This window comes from Sulfitobacter sp. SK012 (genome assembly GCF_003352085.1).
Taxonomy (GTDB): domain Bacteria; phylum Pseudomonadota; class Alphaproteobacteria; order Rhodobacterales; family Rhodobacteraceae; genus Sulfitobacter.
This window is the reverse complement of sequence record NZ_CP025804.1, coordinates 2,583,678-2,603,421: the sequence shown is the minus strand read 5'-3', so window position 1 is coordinate 2,603,421 and position 19,744 is coordinate 2,583,678. Positions and strand designations below refer to the sequence as shown.

Below are 19,744 nucleotides of genomic sequence, written 5' to 3'. Positions count from 1 at the left end.
TCAATCCAAATCGTTTTAGAACGAATAGGAGATCTTGAACCCAGCAGACACGGCTGAGTTATCATCAAAGTTGGCCCGGGCGGTGTCCGGTGTGCCTGTTTCCGGCTGCGCATCACCCAGCATGGTATAGCGAATGCCGCCACTAAGTGCGATTTGTTCATTGACCTGATATTTTGCGCCAAGAGAGACATATTGCGCACCATTTCTCGGGTTCAATGGCGATACGAGATCATCTTCGCCCCTGCTTTCGTACCCAAAGGCAATGGAACCAGACCACTGGTCGTTAAAGCGACGGGCAAAGCCAATCTCGATATCGGTCGAGTCTTCGAGGTCTGTCAGGCTGTCGCCAGAATCGGCTCCGTTCACAACGGAGTCAAAAAACGCTGGTGACACAATTGTGTCGCTGTAGCGGGCGTAGCGAATGGAGCCAAAGACCAGAGTATCCTTGGCAATACCGGTTTGGAATTCCAGATTAAGGCTCTCGGGGGCGACAACTTCGGTCACACCAGGCAGTGCAACGGGATTGCCGCCGATGGTTTCTTTGGTGGGCAAGTCATGCGTGATCTTGGAGCTGTATGTCAGCGAGACACGTAAGGCGATTTCTGGCTTTTCGAATGCCGCGCCAACGACGAAACCAAATGCACCTTCGGAATCAAACTCCGCACGGTAGCCATTCAGCGGGCCATATGCATTGCCGCCCAAAACAACATCCGCTTCAATCTCTTGATAGCGGATACCACCATGCGCGCTCCAGTTGTTGTTGAACTTGTAACGGGCCAAAGCAGTCAGCGCGATGCTGTCCACAATAGCTTGTGTGCCGCCCAACGCAGTTACTGCGCTATCACCGGGATAGTTAATGTCGGATCCATAAGGCTCGTCGACAATCAACGCCACTGAGAGCTTTTCGTTAATTTTGTAGCGCAGGCCAGCGCTGAGTACGCTGAAGTTATCGGCTACGTTGCCAATATCATTCGTCGTCAACGTGCTGCCGTTCTCGACGCCAGTAAGGCTGGGGTTTACCAGACCAAATGAAAGCTCGAACAGGTTGCCAGACTCGAAGATGATACCAATGTCCTGACCAGAACGGTCTAGACCACCAGCTTGTGCTGTGTACGCGCTAAGAGAAAACGCAACGGATGCGAGTAGCTTCTTTTTCATTTGTTGTCCCCCCGACAAACTCAAATCGTTATTCGAAACCTTAGGCATTAAACGGGGTTTCAAAGCAATTCGTGACGCAGGGTCAGTATTTGATTGTGCCCTAACGTCACAGTTTCGTCAGGTCGGGGGTTGTAACACGCGTTTCGCGCCATATGTTTATGTAATTGGCCGCAAAAATCACCGCTGCGCCAACAAACACCCAAACATCGAGTGCTTCGCCAAAGAGCAGCATGCCCACCACCGCAATGGCTGGCAGGCGCAGAAAATCGATCGGTGCGACAACCGTCGCCGGGGCAATCGCCAGTGCATTGGTCAGACAATAATGCGCCAGTAGACCCGCAGCACCGACCCCAACAAGATACGGCAAGCTCCAGGCATTTGGCCAAACCACGTGGCCGTCATAACCCGCCGCGATCATGCCAAATACCAACTGCATGGTGGTTAGGTAGAACAGAATACTGGTAATCGACTGCTTCCGGGTCAGGCGTTTTGTCAGCATAATCGACAGCGCAAAGAAAATGGCCGAGCCTGCTGCAGTGAAAACCCCGGAGTTCAACGCGTCAATATTGGGCCGCACCACGATCAGGATACCGACGAATCCCATGGCCGCCGCCAGCGCCCGCAAACGGGTCAGTTTTTCGCCTAGAACAAGTGGGGCTAACAAGATCACCCACAAAGGCGAGGTGAACTCCAAGGCAAACAGCTGCGCGAGCGGGATTATCGTTAAGGCATAGAACCACAGGTTCTGTCCGGTAAAATGCGCCAAGTTACGGACAAAATGCAGACCCAGTTGCTGACGACTGATTTGCCGCCAAGCGCCCGTGGCCCAAGCGACGGCGATCACAATCACCGCACCAAAGGCGCTGCGGTACATCATAATCTCAAACGTGTCGTGGCGTTCGGCCAATAGGCGGCCAGCCACGGCCATACAGGAAAACGAAAAAATTGCCCCTAGCATCCAAAGGGCGGCACGAACGGTCGTGCTCATGAGCTGGCCTCCAGTTGGTTCAAGATCCCCTCCGAAGGACTAGATTTTATTGGACCCTCATTCCCACTCAATAGTGCCAGGTGGTTTTGAGGTAATGTCATAAGTCACGCGATTGATACCGGGAACTTCGTTGATGATACGTGTGGCTGTCTCACCCAGGAATTCGTGGCTGAACGGATAATAATCCGCCGTCATGCCGTCCACTGAAGTCACCGCCCGCAAGGCGCAGGCAAAATCATAGGTGCGCCCGTCGCCCATAACGCCGACCGTGCGCACAGGCAGGATCGCTACAAACGCCTGCCAGATTTCGTCATAGAGCCCGTGCTTGCGGATCTGGTCGATATAAACGGCGTCAGCTTCGCGCAGGATCTCGAGCTTGGGCCGTGTGATTTCGCCCGGACAACGGATCGCAAGGCCGGGACCCGGAAAGGGGTGGCGGCCAATGAAACTTGTCGGCAGTCCCAATTCACGCCCCAATGCGCGTACTTCGTCTTTGAACAACTCTCGCAGCGGTTCAACAAGCTTGAGACCCATCTTTTCGGGCAATCCACCGACGTTATGGTGGCTTTTGATCGTGACCGAAGGGCCGCCTGAGAACGAGACGCTCTCAATCACATCAGGATACAATGTGCCCTGAGCGAGAAATTTGGCATTTCCGACCTCTTTTGCATGTTTCTGGAACACGTCAATAAAGAGCTTGCCGATAATCTTTCTCTTGGTTTCCGGGTCACTTACGCCATCAAGCTCACCAAGGAACAACTCCTGTTCGTCAGCATGGATCAAAGGCATATTGTAGTGGTCGCGGAACATCTTAACCACTTCTGGTGCCTCGTCTTTGCGCAGCAGTCCGTGGTCGACAAACACACAGGTCAGTTGATCACCAATCGCCTCGTGGATCAGAACGGCGGCTACCGAGCTATCGACCCCACCAGACAGACCACAGATGACCTTAGAATCGCCCACCTGTTCGCGGATGCGCGCAATGGCTTCTTCGCGGTAGGCACCCATGGTCCAGTCGCCCGTGAACCCGGCAATGCGTATGAAATTCTCATAAAGGCGCGCGCCGTTAGGGGTGTGATGCACTTCTGGATGAAATTGCACGGCAAAGAAATTGCGCGAGATATCTGCCGTGATCGCAAACGGCGCGTTAGGGGAGGTGCCGTAGACTTCAAACCCGGGGGCAAGCTTGCTGACATGATCGCCGTGGCTCATCCAGACCTGTTCGCGGTCAGCTTCAAACCAACCGTCCAGCAGGTCCAGCTTGTCCTGAGATGGCGTAACGTAGGCACGGCCAAATTCAGCGGTGCCATGGCCGCGTTCCACTTTGCCGCCGAGGCAATGCATCATCACCTGCTGGCCATAACAAATGCCAAGCACGGGTACGCCCAGATCAAAAACGCCGGCTGGCGGCATCGGCGCGCCCTCGGCAAAGACTGACGCAGGGCCGCCTGACAAGATTACCGCCTTGGGGGCGAAATCGGTCAGAAACGCTTCAGTAACAACATTGAAGGGGTGAATCTCGCAATAGACATTTAGCTCACGCAGGCGGCGCGCAATCAGCTGCGTAACCTGGCTGCCAAAGTCGATGATGAGAAGGCGATCATGGGATATTTGTGTCATGCGCTCTGATTATGCCGCAGCCGCTCCCGGGGCAAGAGCGGATGGGCAATGTTGGGCTGAGATGATCAGGATTTGATGCCGCAAACGGCACATTGATGCTGCGGCATGTCGCTTTTCTCCCCCACGGGGCGCAATCCGCGCGAAGGGAGCTGGCAAGGTAGGTTAGTCAGACAACAACATTCAGGCGTCGAGGGATAAAGCTATGGCAGAGGCAGCAACACGTCGAGGTCGCGGAGGCGGTGGGGCCGCACGGCGCGCAGAGCGGACAGCGGTATCCTTTGAAACCGCACGGTATATTGAGCGCAATATCCCAAACTTCGAAATCTTAAACGACGAAGCGCTTGAGATCATCGAGGCCAACGCGGATCAGGTGCTCGAAGAGATCGGCGTTAACTTTCTCGATAACCCCCGCGCGCTGGAGCTTTGGCGCGCCGCTGGAGCCATCGTTGAAGGTGAACGTGTCCGCATCCCGAAGGGCCTTGCCCGCGAGCTGTGTAAAACGGCACCGTCGAGCTATACCCAGCATGCGCGCAACCCTGAGCGCAATGTGGTTGTAGGCGGCAGAAACCTCGTGCTGGCACCGGTTTATGGACCGCCATTTGTGCGCGATGCTGCAGGTGGTCGTCGCTATGCTACGATGGATGATTTTAGCAAATTCGTGAAGCTTGGTTATATGTCCAAATGGCTGCACCATTCTGGGGGTACCGTGTGCGAACCCACGGATGTCGCCGTTAACAAGCGCCACCTTGATATGCTGCACGCCCACATGACGTTGAGCGACAAGCCATTCATGGGGTCCGTGACCGAACCATCTCGTGCCCAAGATAGCGTCGACATGTGTGGTGTTCTGTTTGGCGAAGAGTTTGTTCAGCAAAACACTGTGATGACGTCGCTGATCAACATCAACTCACCGATGACTTTTGATGATGTGATGATGGGCTCACTGGAAGTTTACGCCAAAAACAATCAGGCCTGCATCATTTCGCCCTTTATCGTAGGTGGCGCGATGGCACCTGTCTCCGTGGCGGGCACATTGACCCAAGTGATGGCGGAAGTATTGGCAGGGATCGCCTATTCCCAGCTGTTGCGCAAAGGTGCGCCGGTGATTTTTGGTGCTTTTGTGACGTCCATCGATATGAATTCTGGCGCGCCGACATTTGGCACACCTGAGGCCGCGCATATTACATATGGTGCAGGTCAGTTGGCACGGCGCATGAACCTGCCGTTCCGCTCGGCCGGATCGTTCTGCGGTTCAAAACTGCCCGATGCGCAGGCGGCATATGAAACGGCCAATAGCCTTAACATGGGTCTTTTGGCTGGTGTGAACTTTATGCTGCACTCCTGTGGTTGGCTTGAGGGTGGGCTGGTCAGCTCGTTTGAGAAGTTCGTGATGGACGCCGATCAGCTTGGCACGCTGCACCATTTGGCCAAGGGTATTTCGATGGACGATAATGCGCAGGCAATGGATGCAATCCGCGAAGTTGGACCCGGCGGGCATTACCTTGGCTGCGATCATACCCAAGCGAATTTCAAAGAAGCGTTCTGGAAATCTGACCTGCTTGATTACAAACCCTTCGAGACTTGGGAAGACGAGGGTGCACGCGATACACAAACCCTCGCATCCTTGAGGGTGGAAAAGCTGCTCGCGACTTACCAGCAACCGGCCCTTGATCCGATTAAGCGCGAGGCGCTGGACGCGTTTGTTGCGGAGAGAAAAGCAGCAGAGCCCGACAGCTTTATGTAGCGTCGGGCCTCTGCGGGTTAAGCGACCGCTTGGGCCGCGCGGAGTTCACGGGCTTCGCCGACGACTGCGATCAAAACATCTACATGACGGATCAGGCTATAACCACGCATCCGTGGCAGTGCGGTCTGTTTCCAGTTCCGCCTCTAGTTCAATCAACTTCATCAACGCTGTGCCATGCCGAGGCACTGTGCCGTATCCCAATAGCCGTGGCAGATGGGCTGTGCGGCGGTAATCCTGCGCGCCAATTCGAGCGGCACGCATCAGGATCCGGGGGCGTTGCAGGGTGTTTAGCATTGTGAACAAGTCTTGCATTCGTTGGTACCTCGTTTGCGGTTTGCCGGGCCGCGACTCGGACCCGTTGACAACAATGTGACACAACTATGGCGTGTGTTGCGTGTTGGCTATAAATGGCGCACGGCGGCTTCACCAATGTTTATCATTTAGAAACAATGATTACCGGAGGCCAAGATATTAACCAATGAGTAACCAATGCATTCTTAGGTTGTGTTAATAACTCAGTGGATAAGTCTGGGGACAGGTTTGTAGAGCAAGGTTTGACGGGTATGGGTGTGGTTTCGAGGGGGCAGGGGCAAAATAACAATGGGACACTTCCTCATTGGGTGCCGTTGAGCGTTAAGAATTATCTCGCACATACCGAGACCGGCACCTCCATCCGCGCACTTGCGCGCGAAGGCGGCTGTCATGCGTCTACCATCCTGCGCCAGATACGCCGAGTTGAAACAAGGCGCGATGACCCATTGGTCGACGCCGCCTTGCGGAGCTTGGGGGCCTTGCAAGGCAACGACAAATCCAAACTATCGACAGGGGATTATCCACGTATGACAAAGCACACTTCGCCTATTGAACCACCACTGGATGCTGGAACCCTAAACCAAGAATCGACCCGTATTCTGCGACGACTATGCGAAAGCGGAGCCGTTCTGGCCGTCGCCGCAGAGATGGAAAAAGCCGTTGTCGTCCGTGATGGTGCAGCCGGCATCAGCACCCGAACTGCCGTGGTGGACTGCGCTGTGGCAGAGGCGATGGCGCTGAAAGGCTGGATTGCGTCAAACGCGGTCGGGCGTATCACGCGATACAAGATCACCGCCAAGGGCCGCAGTGCGTTGACGGATATGATGGCAAAAATGGAAAGCGCGCAGGCACGCAAGACGGGCGGGAACGGGTTTGCGGATGCGCAAACGCCCTTTGATCCAGCCCCAGAGACAGATGTGGGCGCACCGCAACCGCGTCGGCGGATGCGCTATAGCATTGCAGAAAGCCCGCTGACGGCACTTGCACGGCGCCGCGACAAAGACGGAAGCCCATTTCTGAACGATGATTTGGTGCATGTCGGCGAGCGGCTGCGCGAAGATTTCGAGCTGTCGCAAATGGGCCAGCGTGTTGCCCAAGACTGGGACCGGTTTTTGACCGCGCCGGGAAATGGCGGCGGCGTGGGGGGCAGTGGCCCGACGGGCCCGTCAGATGCCCGAGCCCGAGTAGCAAATGCCTTACGCGATTTGGGACCGGGTTTGGCCGATGTTGTGCTGCGCTGTTGTTGCCATCTCGAAGGGTTGGAGACTGCGGAAAAGCGCCTTGGTTGGTCGGCGCGGTCCGGCAAAATCGTGCTGCGGATCGCATTAATGCGGCTCAAGCAGCACTATGACGAGACAACGGGGCCGGGCGGGCCGATGATCGGATAGATCACGTCCCCTGATATCCTTGTAACAAAACGGCGCATTCTTCCTCCCGAATGCGCCGTTTTTTTCGTCACATTGCCGTGTAACGCGGGACAGCAGCAGTATTTTTGGCGTAAAGCGGGTGAAAAGAGGATTGCCCATGACCGCTCAAGACCACCGCGACGGCGCCGCCACACTGATCCTGCGATTGGGACTGGCGTGGTTTATTTTTCTGTGGGCTGCCCATAAGATTATCACGCCCAAGCAATATCAATTCCTCGCCAAGAACTTTGATGGCGTCGAGGTCAGCTTCACCCAAATCTATACTGTAGCAGCAGTTCAGATTGCGCTCTGCGTGCTTGCGGCCTTGGGACTGTTTAGGATCTTTAGCTACGGCGGCTTGGCGATCATGCATTTCTATACATTGACGCGGCGGTGGGATGGTTTTTTTGACCCCTTTGCGCTCAGCGCCAAAGGCTTTCCAATCCATCGCAATCAAGTGATAGATTTGGCAGTGATGGGTGCATTTATTGCGCTGATTTTGCTGATCCACCGCGATAATTGGAGCGTCGGTGGCTGGCTGAGACGCCATCGCGGGCCGCATTGGTGGCAATAAGGCCCACAGGAGCTGAACAAAAAAAGAGGCACCACGCGGATGCCTCTTTTTCGTTTTTTGGGATGTGATCGATTAAGCTAGATCGAACCGATCTGCCATCATCACCTTGTCCCAAGCTTTAACAAAGTCGCGGATAAACTTCGCTTCACCGTCGTTCTGACCATAAAGCTCGACCAACGCGCGCAATTGCGAGTTGGACCCAAAGACCAGATCAACCCGGCTTGCTGTCCACTTTACGTCACCCGTCGCGCGGTCACGCCCCTCAAAGGCGTCTTCTGCCTCTGATGTGGGTTTCCATTCGGTTTGAATGTCGGCCATGTTGACGAAAAAGTCGTTGCTCAGCACGCCAGGACGCTCGGTCAGTACACCCTTTTCAGAGCCGTCCCAATTCGCCCCAAGCACACGCATACCGCCCATCAACACTGTCAGTTCGGGTGCGGTCAACGTGAGCAATTGCGCCTTGTCGATCAGCAATTCTTCAGGCGTCAGGCTGTAGGTTCCCTTTTGGTAGTTGCGGAAACCATCTGCGATCGGCTCCATAACATCAAAGGACTCTGCATCCGTCTGCTCTGCTGTTGCGTCCGTTCTGCCTGGTGTGAACGGTACGTCCACGCTGTGCCCGCCATCAGCTGCGGATTTTTCAATCGCCGCAACACCACCAAGAACGATCAGATCGGCGAGCGAGATTTTCTTGCCGCCGCTTTGAGCACCGTTGAAGGCAGACTGAATGCCTTCCAGCACCTTCAGAACCCGCGCCAAATCGGACGGGCTGTTGATTTCCCAATCTTTTTGCGGAGCTAGACGGATCCGCGCACCATTGGCACCACCGCGCATGTCTGAGCCGCGGTAGGTCGAGGCCGATGCCCAAGCGGTCCGCACAAGGTCCGAAACGCTCAAGCCGCTGGCCAAAAGCTTGGCCTTAAGTGCTGTGACGTCCGCGCCATCAACCAAGGCATGATCAACCGCGGGCACAACGTCTTGCCAGATCAACTCTTCGCTGGGCACTTCGGACCCAAGGTAGCGCGGGCGCGGCCCCATGTCGCGGTGTGTCAGCTTGAACCAAGCGCGGGCAAAAGCATCGGCAAACGCTTCAGGGTTTTGGTGGAAATGGCGCGCGATTTTTTCGTATGCCGGGTCCATGCGCATCGCCATATCGGCGGTGGTCATCATCAAAGGCACCGTGCCTGAGCCGTCAACCTGCGGCGCGTGGTCATCGTCACCCAACGCCTTGGCTTGCCATTGCTGCGCACCAGCGGGGCTTTTTGTCAGCTCCCACTCATAGCCGAACAGAACATCAAAATAGGTCATGTCCCATGTGGTTGGTGTTGGCGTCCAAGGTCCTTCAACGCCACTGGTTGTGGTGTGAACGCCCTTGCCGGATTTAAAATCATTGAGCCAACCAAGCCCCTGATCGGTAATGGCACCCCCCTCAGGATCGGCACCAACCAGCTCGGGATCACCCGCACCATGCGCCTTGCCAAAGGTATGACCGCCAGCAACCAATGCCACAGTCTCTTCGTCGTTCATCGCCATGCGCGCAAAAGTGTCACGGATGTCAAAGCCTGATGCGACTGGATCTGGATTGCCGTCTGGTCCTTCAGGATTGACGTAGATCAGGCCCATCTGGACAGCAGCAAGCGGGTTTTCCATGTCACGCTCACCAGAGTAGCGCGAATTTGGATTGTCGCTGGTTGCCAGCCATTCGGTCTCGGAACCCCAGTACACATCATCTTCGGGGGCCCAGATATCTTCACGACCGCCGCCAAAACCAAATGTCTTGCCGCCCATCGATTCGATAGCGCAGTTGCCGGTTAGGATGAACAAATCCGCCCAGCTGAGCGCATTGCCGTATTTTTGTTTGATCGGCCACAACAGGCGGCGCGCTTTGTCGAGGTTGCCGTTATCTGGCCAGCTGTTGAGCGGCGCAAAACGTTGGTTGCCTGACCCGCCACCACCACGGCCGTCTGCCGTGCGGTAGGTGCCGGCACTGTGCCACGCCATACGGATAAAGAAGGGACCGTAATGCCCGTAATCCGCCGGCCACCAGTCTTGGCTGTCGGTCATCAATGCATAGAGGTCTTTCTTGACGGCGGCCAAATCCAACGCCTTGAAAGCTTCGGCATAGTTAAAATCATCGCCCATCGGGTTGGACTTTGCGCCGTGCTGGTGCAGCACTGAAATATTAAGCTGGTTGGGCCACCAGTCACGATTGCTTACGTGATATTTCTTTCCCGCTACGGGGCATTTTGCATCGCCGGCCATGTTATCTCCGTCTGGTTGTTTAAGGCACAGGGTAGCGCCTTTTTTGGTCCAACGCCAAAAACAGCGCTGTTAGAACCGTTCTAATGTCTGCGCCGCCAAGTTCAACGACAAATATCTGTGAGTTCTGTTTTCGGCGCAGACCTGCAATGCTGTGACAGGCCTTTGCGCCGCGAAATTCGCTGCTATATAGAACACATAGCTTAGAAAAGGTTTGGCCCATGCGCGATCTTAAAATTCCCGAGCAACGCCACCCCGAAAAGGCGCGCCGCCCGGATAATCCGCAGCCCAAGAAACCCAGCTGGATCAGGGTCAAAGCCCCCGGCGGCAAGGGCTATGCTGATACAGCGCGGATTATGCGCGAAAATAAACTGGTTACAGTCTGCGAAGAGGCAGGGTGCCCCAACGTTGGCGAATGTTGGTCGCAAGGACATGCCACCATGATGATCATGGGCGAAGTTTGTACCCGCGCTTGCACGTTTTGCAACATTGCGACCGGCAAACCGCCCGAAGCGTTGGATGCGTTTGAGCCGGGCCGTGTGGCCGATGCCGTGTCCAAACTGGGGCTGAAACACGTTGTTATCACCTCCGTGGACCGCGACGATATTGAGGACGGCGGGGCCGAGCATTTTGCTCAAACCATTAGGGCCATTCGTCACCGCAGCCCTGGCACCACAATCGAAATCCTGACGCCCGACTTTATCCGCTGTGACCCATCCGTGCTGGAGCAGGTGGTCGAGGCGCGGCCCGATGTGTTCAACCATAACCTTGAAACGGTACCCGGCCTTTACCCCGAAGTACGCCCCGGCGCGCGCTATTTCCATTCGTTGCGCCTGTTGCAGCGGGTTAAGGAACTGGACCCGTCAATGTTCACCAAATCCGGCATTATGGTCGGGTTGGGCGAAGAGCGGCAGGCCGTTGTGCAGGTTATGGAAGACATGCGCGCGGCCGACATCGATTTCCTGACAATCGGACAGTATTTACAGCCGACACCCAAACACCACCGGGTCGACCGCTTTGTGCATCCGGATGAATTCGCGGCCTACGAAAAGGCGGCGTATGGCAAAGGGTTCTTGATGGTTTCTGCGACGCCGCTGACCAGATCAAGCTATCACGCTGGCGATGATTTTGCCCGCCTACGTGAGGCGCGGAAACGCAAATTGGGCATCGCGTAACCTACTTGGTTGCCTTGCTGATACGGGCCTAGTCGCTTGTTGGTAGCGCTTTGATATATGCAGCTATTGCCGCTCGGTCTGCGTCTGGCAATTGCGCAAGGTTGCTCACTACCTCCGCCATCTCACCGCCTGCGCTGTCATATTCTGGCGTAAAGCCACTGGTGAAATAAGTGACCAATTCGTCGGCCGACCACTTATGCTCAGCGGGGGTGATATTCGGGATTTTGCCCTTGCCAGAGGGATTGGGCGCGCCCGCCAACCATTGGCCACGTTTCAGCCCACCAAGAGCGGAGCGTGGCGTGTGACATTCTCCGCAATGCGCCAAAGCTTCGACAAGATAGCGGCCGCGCGCGACCTCTGGATCAAGATCACCGCTGATCACAAAATCACTCGGCATATAAAGCAGTTTCCACCCACCAACCGCTCTTCGGATGTTAAAGGGGAAACCCACGTCATGCTTTTTGCTGGCGGTGCCATCACTTGGCAATTGCGAGATATAGGCGAATAAATCTGCCACATCCGTTGGCTGCATTTGGCTATAGGCGGTGTAGGGGAATGCCGGGTAATAGTGCTTACCTTGCGGTGATACGCCCTGGGTCAGTGCCAAGGCGAACTCCTCAAAGCTCCAGGCCCCGATACCAGCCTCCGGATCGGGCGAGATATTGGGGGCATAAAATGTCCCGAATTCGCTGGGAAAGGCCGTCCCGCCAGCAAGCACCAATTTTGCGTCGCCTTCGGCCCCGGGGGCAGCATGGCAAGACGCACATCCTCCCGCAGCAAACACTTGCTGGCCTGCCGCCAGATCCCCTTGGGGAATATCCACAAATGCGGCATCCAGCGGGGCAGGGCCGGTCAAGACCCATCCCACCCCGGCTGCAATCACCGCAAGTCCAGCAATTGATCTGACGAACTTTGCCATGGCCGCTTAGTTACGCGGACCGCGGTATGCTTCGTGGCAAGCTTTGCAGGTACCACCAACCGCACCCATGCCGGCTTTCAGCGAATCCAAATCGGTGCCTGCGGCATCGATCATGTCGGCTGACGCTTTTTCAAGCATGGCAAATTTTTCTTCGAATCCAGCAGCATCACTCCAGATTTCAGCCTTGGCACGTGAGCCCGGAACCGCCCCTTGTTCTGTGCCAGCAACCCACATTGTCACCCGAGCCAACGAGGCGGCGGCATGAAGGTTCGTTGCCGCAGCTTTGGCGACTTCAGCGTCATACGGCACTTTGCCACCAGCCATCCCGCCCAAAATTCCCGTGTGATAGGCGACGAGACCCATCTGAGCACTACGCGCGCCTACAGCAGCTGCAGCTGCTTTGTCGTGACCATCCGCAACTGCGGTCGTTGAGACGATCGCCAACCCAACTCCGATAGCGGCTGCCGTGCGCAATAATTTGTTCATGATTTTCTCCCTGATCTGAAAAAAGTAGCCTTGCATCAAAGCGTAGCATGAGACCCCGCAGTTTATGCAAACATTTCCGTGAAATTTGCAGGTGAAATGCCGGGTGCACTGAAGGATGCATCGTCAGGGTCGAAACCGTACCCGCTCGGATGTGGCCCAATCAGGCCACCATCCCACATACTCAGCCCCAAAAATTGCACCAGCCAGTACAACCACCACAAAAATAAGGATGATCCGCCGCGTTGAAGGCGGGTTTTGAACCCAACGTTTCGCGCGCATCAATTGGCGCGGGCCTAGCATTAGGTAAAGCGAACCTTGCCGATGAATGCGAGGTTGCGGTTGCGTTGGGCAAAATCGATCCCGTAGCCCACGACAAATTCGTCTGGGATCTCAAAGCCCGTCCAATCCGCTTTGAGGTCGACCTCACGGCGGCTGGGTTTGTCCAACAAAGCGATTGATTTAAGCCGGGCAGGCCCCCGCGAACGCAGCAGATTGGTCACGTGCATCAAGGTGTGGCCCGTGTCGACAATATCTTCGACAACCAACACATCGCGGCCTTCGATGGCGCCGCGCAGATCCTTTAGGATGCGGACTTCGCGGCTTGATTCCATGCCATCCCCATAAGACGACGCCTCGAGGAAATCGACTTCGATGGGCAGGTCCAGTTCGCGGACCAAATCTGCAATAAAGACGAACGATCCGCGCAGCAATCCCACAACGACCAACTTGTCGGTGCCTTCAAATTCATCATGGATTGCACGGCTTAAATCCTCGATCCGAGCGGCAATTGCCTTGGCCGAGATCAACTCGTCGATAACGTAAGGGCGTTCTGTCATGGCTTTGCCCTTGAATCTGAGACGTTAAGCGGTTTCATAAGGGCTAACCGCAGGACCTTAGGAAATCAATGCCAACCCACGCCGAGACCCGAACTTTACCCTACAGCGCGCAACAGATGTACGATCTGGTGGCTGATGTGGGATCATATCCACAATTTCTGCCTTGGACCGCTGCCGCGCGCATCCGTTCCAACGAACAACGCGGCGATCACACTGTGATGGAGGCCGATTTGGTGATTTCCTTCAAGGTTTTCCGCGAAAGATTCACCAGCCGTGTTGTGCTGTGGCCTGAAACCAAGGTCATCGATACCGAATACCTTGATGGCCCGTTCAAACACATGAAATCAAACTGGACCTTTGAGGACGCCGACGAGGGCGGGTGCACGGTGCATTTCTTTGTCGATTTTGAATTTCGCAATGCGATCCTGCAAAAGATCATCGGCGTGGTGTTCAATGAGGCCATGCAACGTGTGGTACGCGCCTTTGAAAAGCGCGCCGAGACGTTGTACGGGCACACTTCAGCTTAAATCAGGCCATTTCGATATGTTTGAGCAAGAGCATCAAAGCATGATCTCGGGCGGCTACGCGCACATTCATTCGGCCCAGCGCCCCGAATTTTTGAGTTTCAGCCAAAGTTTTGCTGGCTGTCGCGATCCCAAAACAAACCATGCCTTCGGGTTTGTGATCTGACCCGCCCGGACCTGCGACGCCAGTGACGGAGACGGCAACGGCGGCCGCGCTGCGCTCAAACGTGCCCCGCGCCATTTCGAGCGCTACCTCTTCTGAAACGGCACCAACGCGGTCCAAAGTAGCGGGCGATACACCCAGCAGATCAATTTTTGCGGCATTGCTATAGGTCAAAAAGCCACGATCAAACAGCGCAGAAGAGCCGGGCAAGTCGGTCAACGCAGCCGCAACCATTCCTCCAGTGCAGCTTTCTGCACAGGCCACCATATTCCCAGTTTGATTAGCTATTTCAAGCAAATGCGCGGCGACATTCATCCCATAAACACCCCATGCGCCACGCCAGCCAGCGCAATAACACCTAATGCTGCAAAGATGCCGGCGATTACATCATCCAGCATCACGCCCAGCGGATCACCGCGCCGGTCGGCCCAGCCCACCATCCACGGCTTCCAAATGTCGAAAAGGCGAAAGAGCGCAAAGGCGGCGATCCAACCTGGCCACATCAAAAGGATGTTCAGGTCCATTGACCACGCCGCATATGACAGCGGCAAAAGTGCGATCCACTGGCCAACAACTTCGTCGATGACGATCTCTGACGGGTCATGATCATCGCTGCCAGCGGTCATCTTGGCCGTCGCCCACCAGCCCAATATAAATGCAACGATCATGCCAACAAAGAGCAAAGGAAAGCCGCCGATCACATGCAGCAACCACCCCCATGGTAGGGCAACAAAAGACCCCCACGTGCCCGGCGCAGGGCGGATGTTGCCCACGCCCATAACGGTCCCGATCATATTCGCGAGTTTCATGTTTTCACCAATGTCGCAGTTGCCATGCATGCGATCCCTTCACCACGCCCGGCAAAGCCGAGCCGTTCCGTTGTTGTCGCTTTGACCGACACACGCGTCAGATCGAGCCCTAGCATTTCGGCCACTGCCGCGCGCATTTCAGCCGCGTGCGGCCCAATTTTTGGGTGCTCACAAATCAAGGTGCAATCCAAGTGGGTCAGGGTAAATCCATGCTGCACAGCAAGCTGTCCGGCATGGCGCAAGAATACGTGGCTTTCGATGCCTTTCCACTGCGGATCAGAGGGCGGGAAATGCTGTCCAATGTCGCCCATCGCCAGCGCACCATAAATGGCATCGCTGAGTGTGTGAAGGCCAACATCCGCATCAGAGTGGCCTACAAGCCCTTGATCATGTGGTATTTTAACGCCGCAAAGCATCACGTGATCGCCCGGACCAAAAGCGTGCACGTCAAATCCACTGCCCGTTCTGATGTCCATTTGTCGCTCCAAAATCCGTGCCGCGCGGGCAAAATCCGCAGGCGACGTTATCTTGAGGTTATCAGCGCTGCCCGGCACGATGACAACCGCCATTCCTGCCGCGCGCGCCACTGCCACATCATCGGCGGCGGGGCCCTGATAGGCATCATGTGCGGCTTGAATTGCGTTCAATTCAAAACCTTGGGGCGTTTGTGCTGCAAAGAGCCCTTCGCGGTCTTGAGATCCCTCAACCGCCCCGTGGGCACCTCGCCAAAGGGCGTCTGTTACCGGCAACCCTGGGGCAGCGGCAGGCGCATCCTTTAGGGCTGCAATCACATCCGAAATCAGAGCGTGGGAGATACAGGGCCGCGCCGCATCATGAATAAGCACATGCTCCGCACCCGCTGCCGCGCGCAATCCCGCTTGAACAGAAGCACGCCTGTCAGCGCCCCCAACCACAACCGTGATACCGCGCGTTTCTAGCGCAGGGGCCTGCACCATATCTTGGCCATGTAGCACTGCAATAACTTGCGTTACTTGCGGATTTTGCAAAAACGCAGCCAGCGTATGGTCGATCACTCGCGCTCCGGCCAGTGGCTGCCACTGTTTAGGCACCGCGCCCCCAGCCCGAACACCACGGCCTGCAGCGACAATAATTGCGGTTACACTCATGGAAAACCCTCAGAAAACATGTGCTGGTTGTAGGCAATCACAGCATCCCATGCAATCTGGACCGAACTGCCCAAATTTTAGGCAAAAAGGCAGAGGCGTCGCAATGTCACACGGCGATTTTGTTGTAGGTTCAGGGGTATGGGGTTAAACGAATGGCTTCTGCACAAGGATTAAGCAATTGAGCGCCGCGCCGCTGCCCCTAAACTTCGAATTGCCTGTTTTCCTAGCTCCGATGGCTGGGATCACTGATTTGCCGTTCCGCACGTTGGTTGCGCGGTTCGGGGCAGGGCTTGTTGTGTCCGAAATGATTGCCAGCCACGAATTGCTGACCGAGACCCGCGGCACCCGCGAAAAAGCAGAGCTTGGCCTTGGCATTGAAGGCACCGCCGTACAGATCGCAGGACGTGAAGCCGCCCCCATGGCCGAAGCCGCACGCCGCATTGAGGCCCAAGGTGCACGGATCATCGACATCAACATGGGGTGCCCGGCCAAGAAGGTCACCCAAGGGCTGTCCGGGTCTGCGTTGATGAAAACGCCTGACCATGCGCTGCGACTTATCGAGGCAGTTGTGGGGGCTGTGAATGTACCGGTGACGCTTAAGACCCGGCTTGGCTGGGATGATGCGATGCTGAACGCGGCGCCGCTTGCAGTCAGAGCTGAGGACGCTGGGATCAAAATGATCACTATTCATGGGCGCACCCGTTGTCAGTTTTACAAAGGTCATGCCGATTGGGCCGCGATCCGCGCCGTCAAAGACGCCGTCAGTATTCCTGTGATTGCCAATGGCGATATCGTAGACGCTCCAAGTGCCAAAAAAGCCTTGGCGCAATCGGGAGCAGATGGGGTGATGGTCGGGCGCGCAATACAAGGGCAGCCTTGGTTGCTGGCGCAGATTGGTCATACGCTTTTTGGCAGTGCCGCACCCGTCGTCCCACAGGGCAGCGATTTCGCAGACATGGTGCAAGGGCATTATGCGGATATGCTTGCATTTTACGGCGAAACCATGGGCCTAAAAGTCGCGCGCAAACACCTTGGTTGGTACATGGACTGGGCCGGCACCCGGGCAGACCTGCGCCGCGCTGTGTTGACCGCCAAGACAACAGATGAAGTGATCCGATTGGTTCCCGAGGCGATGACTACCCAGTCAGTGGAGGCGGCCGCATGATAGACCCTCAAGCGCTGTGGGCGTCGCTGCCGGTACCGGCACTTTTGATCGCACCCGATGATACGATTGCTGATGTAAATGCGGCAGCCGAAGGGTTTCTGAACGCTTCTGCTAAAACAGTGTTCGGCCAGCCTGTCTGGGACATGATCGTCGTTGATGCCCCGTTAGAGCAAGCCTTTGAACGCGCCCGCAAGAACGCCGGTGCGCTGTTTGTGAACGATGTGGACGTGGGAACTGGGCAACGCGCGCCTATGCAATCAGCGCTACAGATTGCTCCTCTTGCTGGGTCTGAAGGGGTGATGATCATGATGATCTCGCCTCGGGAGTTGGCCGGGCGCATGACACAAAATCACAGTGTAAAATCTGCGGCCCGTTCCGCCATCGGTATGGCCGAAATGCTGGCTCATGAGATAAAGAACCCGCTGGCCGGGATTACGGGGGCCGCGCAATTGCTGAGCATGAACCTCAGCGCGGATGATCTGGAACTGACCGATCTGATTGTCGCTGAAAGCCGCCGCATCGTGAAACTGCTGGACCAAGTTGAAGAGTTCGGCAATCACACCGGGCCTGAATTGGGGCCTGTGAACCTGCATGATGTCCTTGATCGTGCGCGCCGTTCTGCCTTGCTGGGCTTTGGGGCGCAGATGAAGATTGTTGAGGATTACGACCCTTCATTGCCCAAAGCGTGGGGCGACAAGGATCAATTGCTTCAGGTCATCCTGAACCTGCTAAAAAACGCATCTGAGTCGGCGGGTGATCAGGGCGGCACGATCCGGTTGCATAGCTATTTTGAACATTCATTTCGGTTGCGGCGTGCAGATGGCAAAGGCCAATCGCTGCCGTTGCAGATTGAAGTGATCGACGATGGCCCCGGATTGCCAGAGCACATCAAAGGCGATGTGTTCGAACCTTTTGTGTCGGGCCGCGAGAATGGCACCGGGTTGGGTTTGGCGCTGGTGAACAAAATCATCTCCGAGCATGGCGGCTGGATTTCTGTCACGTCGGTGCCCGGGCATACGGTCTTTCGCATTTCGTTGCCACGCGCAGATAAACCGCGCGATGACCGCACATTAATTTCAACGGAAGGGTAGCTCATGGACGGCACAGTTCTGGTCGCAGATGATGACCGCACGATACGCACGGTGCTGACGCAAGCATTGACCCGAGCGGGCTGCAAAGTGCACGCGACCTCTAGCCTGACGACGCTGATGCGTTGGGTGGCCGAAGGCAAAGGTGACGCCGTGATCACCGATGTGTCCATGCCAGATGGAAATGGGTTGGAGATGTTGCCAAAGATTGCACAAGATCGGCCCAATTTGCCGGTCATCGTGATCTCTGCTCAAAATACAATCATGACGGCGATCAAGGCGGCAGAGGTCCAAGCATTTGATTACCTTCCCAAACCGTTCGATTTACCAGATTTGATGAAACGGACGGCCCGTGCGCTTGACCGCTCTGGAGTGCCACGGCGATCAGCAGAAGACACAAGTGCTCAAGATCCCGAAGATCTACCTTTGCTGGGCCGGACAGCCTTGATGCAGGCGCTATACAGCGTGGTTGCCAGGGTTATGAACACCGATCTGCCGGTGTTGGTTTGGGGTGAATCTGGAACGGGAAAATCGCTGATTGGCCGGGCGATTCATGATTTTTCAGACCGCCGAACCTTACCATTCATTACGGTCACAGCCGCAGATTTGATGGATATTGAGGGGCCTGCGCGCGTGTTGGCCCGTGTGCGCGGTGGCACCTTGATGATCGACGAAATTGGCGACATTCCTGCCGAGGTGCAGGCCCGCATCGCGCGTATGATGGATGCGCCCGGTGATCATGCGCCACGGTTCTTGGCAACCTCACAGAGCGATCTTGCCGAAGATATGAAAACGGGCAGCCTTCGCCGTGATCTTTATTACCGGCTATCTGGGGCCACGTTGCATGTTCCCAGCCTGCGCGACCGGGTCGAAGACATCCCGTTGCTGGCGGCGCATTTTCTGGAACGTGCAGAAGGCGGCATGAACCCACCGCGCGAATTGTCAGGTGGGGCCATTAAGCTCTTTTCGAATTATTCGTGGCCCGGCAATGTTCGCCAGCTTGAACACGCAATGCGCCAACTGGCGCTAACCAGTCGAGCGCCGCAGATCACCCAGTCTGAGGCCGAACAGGTGCTGGGCGGTCAGCCCGATCCAGAACCACTGCGCGCGTCGGGCACCACGGAAAAACTCGGAGCCTCGGTTGAGCGTCATTTACAAAGGTATTTTGATCTGCACGGTACGATGTTGCCGCCTCCGGGGTTGTATCAGCGGATTTTACGCGAAGTAGAAATCCCAATGATCGAGATCGCCCTTGCCGCAACCTCAGGAAATCAGGCGAAATGTGCCGATCTCTTGGGGATCAATCGAAATACTTTGCGAAAGAAAATCACAGAACTCGATATTGAGGTTACACGCGGTCGAAAAATGATGTAAAACTGCCACATAACCGT

The 19,744-nt window shown here is 55.9% G+C and carries 20 protein-coding genes; 8 read left to right on the top strand and 12 right to left on the bottom strand.

Translation table 11 applies throughout. The features are described 5' to 3' along the window. Positions 1-15: 15 nt before the first annotated feature. The 3 genes from C1J03_RS12730 to guaA all read right to left on the bottom strand — a co-directional run bounded on the left by C1J03_RS12730 (position 16) and on the right by guaA (position 3,766). The gene (locus C1J03_RS12730; RefSeq protein WP_114886941.1) at positions 16-1,158 is read right to left on the bottom strand and encodes an OmpP1/FadL family transporter; all 1,143 of its coding nucleotides are present in this window, start codon (positions 1,156-1,158) and stop codon (positions 16-18) included. 106 nt (positions 1,159-1,264) lie between these two features. Beyond that, entirely contained in the window at positions 1,265-2,146 is an 882-nt protein-coding gene (locus C1J03_RS12725) for a DMT family transporter (protein ID WP_114886940.1), read from the bottom strand. Positions 2,147-2,203: 57 nt separating this feature from the next. Next, positions 2,204-3,766, bottom strand: a complete 1,563-nt coding sequence (gene guaA / locus C1J03_RS12720; protein ID WP_114886939.1) for a glutamine-hydrolyzing GMP synthase — start codon at positions 3,764-3,766, stop codon at positions 2,204-2,206. 202 nt (positions 3,767-3,968) lie between these two features. Between guaA and C1J03_RS12715 the strand changes: the two genes are divergently transcribed. Beyond that, a complete protein-coding gene (locus C1J03_RS12715) occupies positions 3,969-5,510 on the top strand; it encodes a trimethylamine methyltransferase family protein (protein WP_114886938.1) in 1,542 nt (513 codons plus the stop codon). Positions 5,511-5,527: 17 nt separating this feature from the next. Here the strand turns inward: C1J03_RS12715 and C1J03_RS26080 are convergent, their stop codons facing one another. Next, positions 5,528-5,620, bottom strand: coding sequence for a DUF6477 family protein (locus C1J03_RS26080; RefSeq protein ID WP_368073898.1), 93 nt, complete (start codon positions 5,618-5,620; stop codon positions 5,528-5,530). After that, the gene (locus C1J03_RS12710) at positions 5,607-5,822 is read right to left on the bottom strand and encodes a DUF6477 family protein (protein WP_368073897.1); all 216 of its coding nucleotides are present in this window, start codon (positions 5,820-5,822) and stop codon (positions 5,607-5,609) included. The genes C1J03_RS26080 and C1J03_RS12710 overlap by 14 nt, the downstream gene beginning before the upstream one ends. 251 nt (positions 5,823-6,073) lie before the next feature. On the opposite strand from C1J03_RS12710, the gene C1J03_RS12705 reads away from it, so the two are divergent. Together C1J03_RS12705 and C1J03_RS12700 are read left to right on the top strand one after the other, a co-directional pair. After that, positions 6,074-7,210, top strand: a complete 1,137-nt coding sequence (locus C1J03_RS12705; protein WP_114886937.1) for a DUF6456 domain-containing protein — start codon at positions 6,074-6,076, stop codon at positions 7,208-7,210. 136 nt (positions 7,211-7,346) lie between these two features. Next, entirely contained in the window at positions 7,347-7,802 is a 456-nt protein-coding gene (locus C1J03_RS12700) for a hypothetical protein (protein WP_114886936.1), read from the top strand. 72 nt (positions 7,803-7,874) lie between these two features. Here the strand turns inward: C1J03_RS12700 and katG are convergent, their stop codons facing one another. Then, on the bottom strand, positions 7,875-10,064 hold the full coding sequence (katG, locus tag C1J03_RS12695; protein WP_114886935.1) for a catalase/peroxidase HPI: 2,190 nt from the start codon (positions 10,062-10,064) through the stop codon (positions 7,875-7,877). 218 nt (positions 10,065-10,282) lie between these two features. Between katG and lipA the strand changes: the two genes are divergently transcribed. Continuing rightward, complete coding sequence (lipA, locus tag C1J03_RS12685; protein WP_114886933.1) at positions 10,283-11,236, top strand: lipoyl synthase; 954 nt, start codon at positions 10,283-10,285, stop codon at positions 11,234-11,236. 28 nt (positions 11,237-11,264) lie between these two features. On the opposite strand, the gene C1J03_RS12680 is transcribed toward lipA, so the two are convergent. From C1J03_RS12680 to hpt, 3 genes are all read right to left on the bottom strand, one after another. Then, positions 11,265-12,155, bottom strand: coding sequence for a cytochrome c (locus tag C1J03_RS12680; protein ID WP_114886932.1), 891 nt, complete (start codon positions 12,153-12,155; stop codon positions 11,265-11,267). Positions 12,156-12,161: 6 nt separating this feature from the next. Further along, positions 12,162-12,641, bottom strand: coding sequence for a c-type cytochrome (locus C1J03_RS12675; protein WP_162798533.1), 480 nt, complete (start codon positions 12,639-12,641; stop codon positions 12,162-12,164). Between the two features lie 299 nt (positions 12,642-12,940). Next, a complete protein-coding gene (hpt, locus tag C1J03_RS12670) occupies positions 12,941-13,477 on the bottom strand; it encodes a hypoxanthine phosphoribosyltransferase (protein WP_114886930.1) in 537 nt (178 codons plus the stop codon). A 68-nt stretch (positions 13,478-13,545) separates the two neighbouring features. Between hpt and C1J03_RS12665 the strand changes: the two genes are divergently transcribed. Beyond that, positions 13,546-14,004, top strand: a complete 459-nt coding sequence (locus C1J03_RS12665) for a type II toxin-antitoxin system RatA family toxin (protein ID WP_114886929.1) — start codon at positions 13,546-13,548, stop codon at positions 14,002-14,004. A 1-nt stretch (position 14,005) separates the two neighbouring features. Here the strand turns inward: C1J03_RS12665 and C1J03_RS12660 are convergent, their stop codons facing one another. From C1J03_RS12660 to C1J03_RS12650, 3 genes are read right to left on the bottom strand one after another with little or no spacing between them, the layout of a single operon-like run. Beyond that, on the bottom strand, positions 14,006-14,479 hold the full coding sequence (locus C1J03_RS12660; protein ID WP_114886928.1) for a CinA family protein: 474 nt from the start codon (positions 14,477-14,479) through the stop codon (positions 14,006-14,008). Next, a complete protein-coding gene (locus C1J03_RS12655) occupies positions 14,476-14,973 on the bottom strand; it encodes a phosphatidylglycerophosphatase A family protein (protein WP_114886927.1) in 498 nt (165 codons plus the stop codon). Before C1J03_RS12655 ends, C1J03_RS12660 begins: the two co-directional genes overlap by 4 nt. Further along, positions 14,970-16,100: a bifunctional 2-C-methyl-D-erythritol 4-phosphate cytidylyltransferase/2-C-methyl-D-erythritol 2,4-cyclodiphosphate synthase gene (locus tag C1J03_RS12650; protein WP_114886926.1), complete on the bottom strand. Its 1,131-nt coding sequence runs from the start codon at positions 16,098-16,100 to the stop codon at positions 14,970-14,972. Before C1J03_RS12650 ends, C1J03_RS12655 begins: the two co-directional genes overlap by 4 nt. Positions 16,101-16,278: 178 nt before the next feature. Between C1J03_RS12650 and dusB the strand changes: the two genes are divergently transcribed. The 3 genes from dusB to C1J03_RS12635 are packed head-to-tail and all read left to right on the top strand — an operon-like array spanning position 16,279 to position 19,727. Continuing rightward, the gene (gene dusB, locus C1J03_RS12645) at positions 16,279-17,265 is read left to right on the top strand and encodes a tRNA dihydrouridine synthase DusB (protein WP_114886925.1); all 987 of its coding nucleotides are present in this window, start codon (positions 16,279-16,281) and stop codon (positions 17,263-17,265) included. After that, complete coding sequence (locus tag C1J03_RS12640) at positions 17,262-18,356, top strand: two-component system sensor histidine kinase NtrB (RefSeq protein ID WP_114886924.1); 1,095 nt, start codon at positions 17,262-17,264, stop codon at positions 18,354-18,356. Before dusB ends, C1J03_RS12640 begins: the two co-directional genes overlap by 4 nt. A gap of 3 nt (positions 18,357-18,359) precedes the next feature. After that, on the top strand, positions 18,360-19,727 hold the full coding sequence (locus tag C1J03_RS12635; protein ID WP_114886923.1) for a response regulator: 1,368 nt from the start codon (positions 18,360-18,362) through the stop codon (positions 19,725-19,727). Positions 19,728-19,744 lie beyond the last annotated feature (17 nt).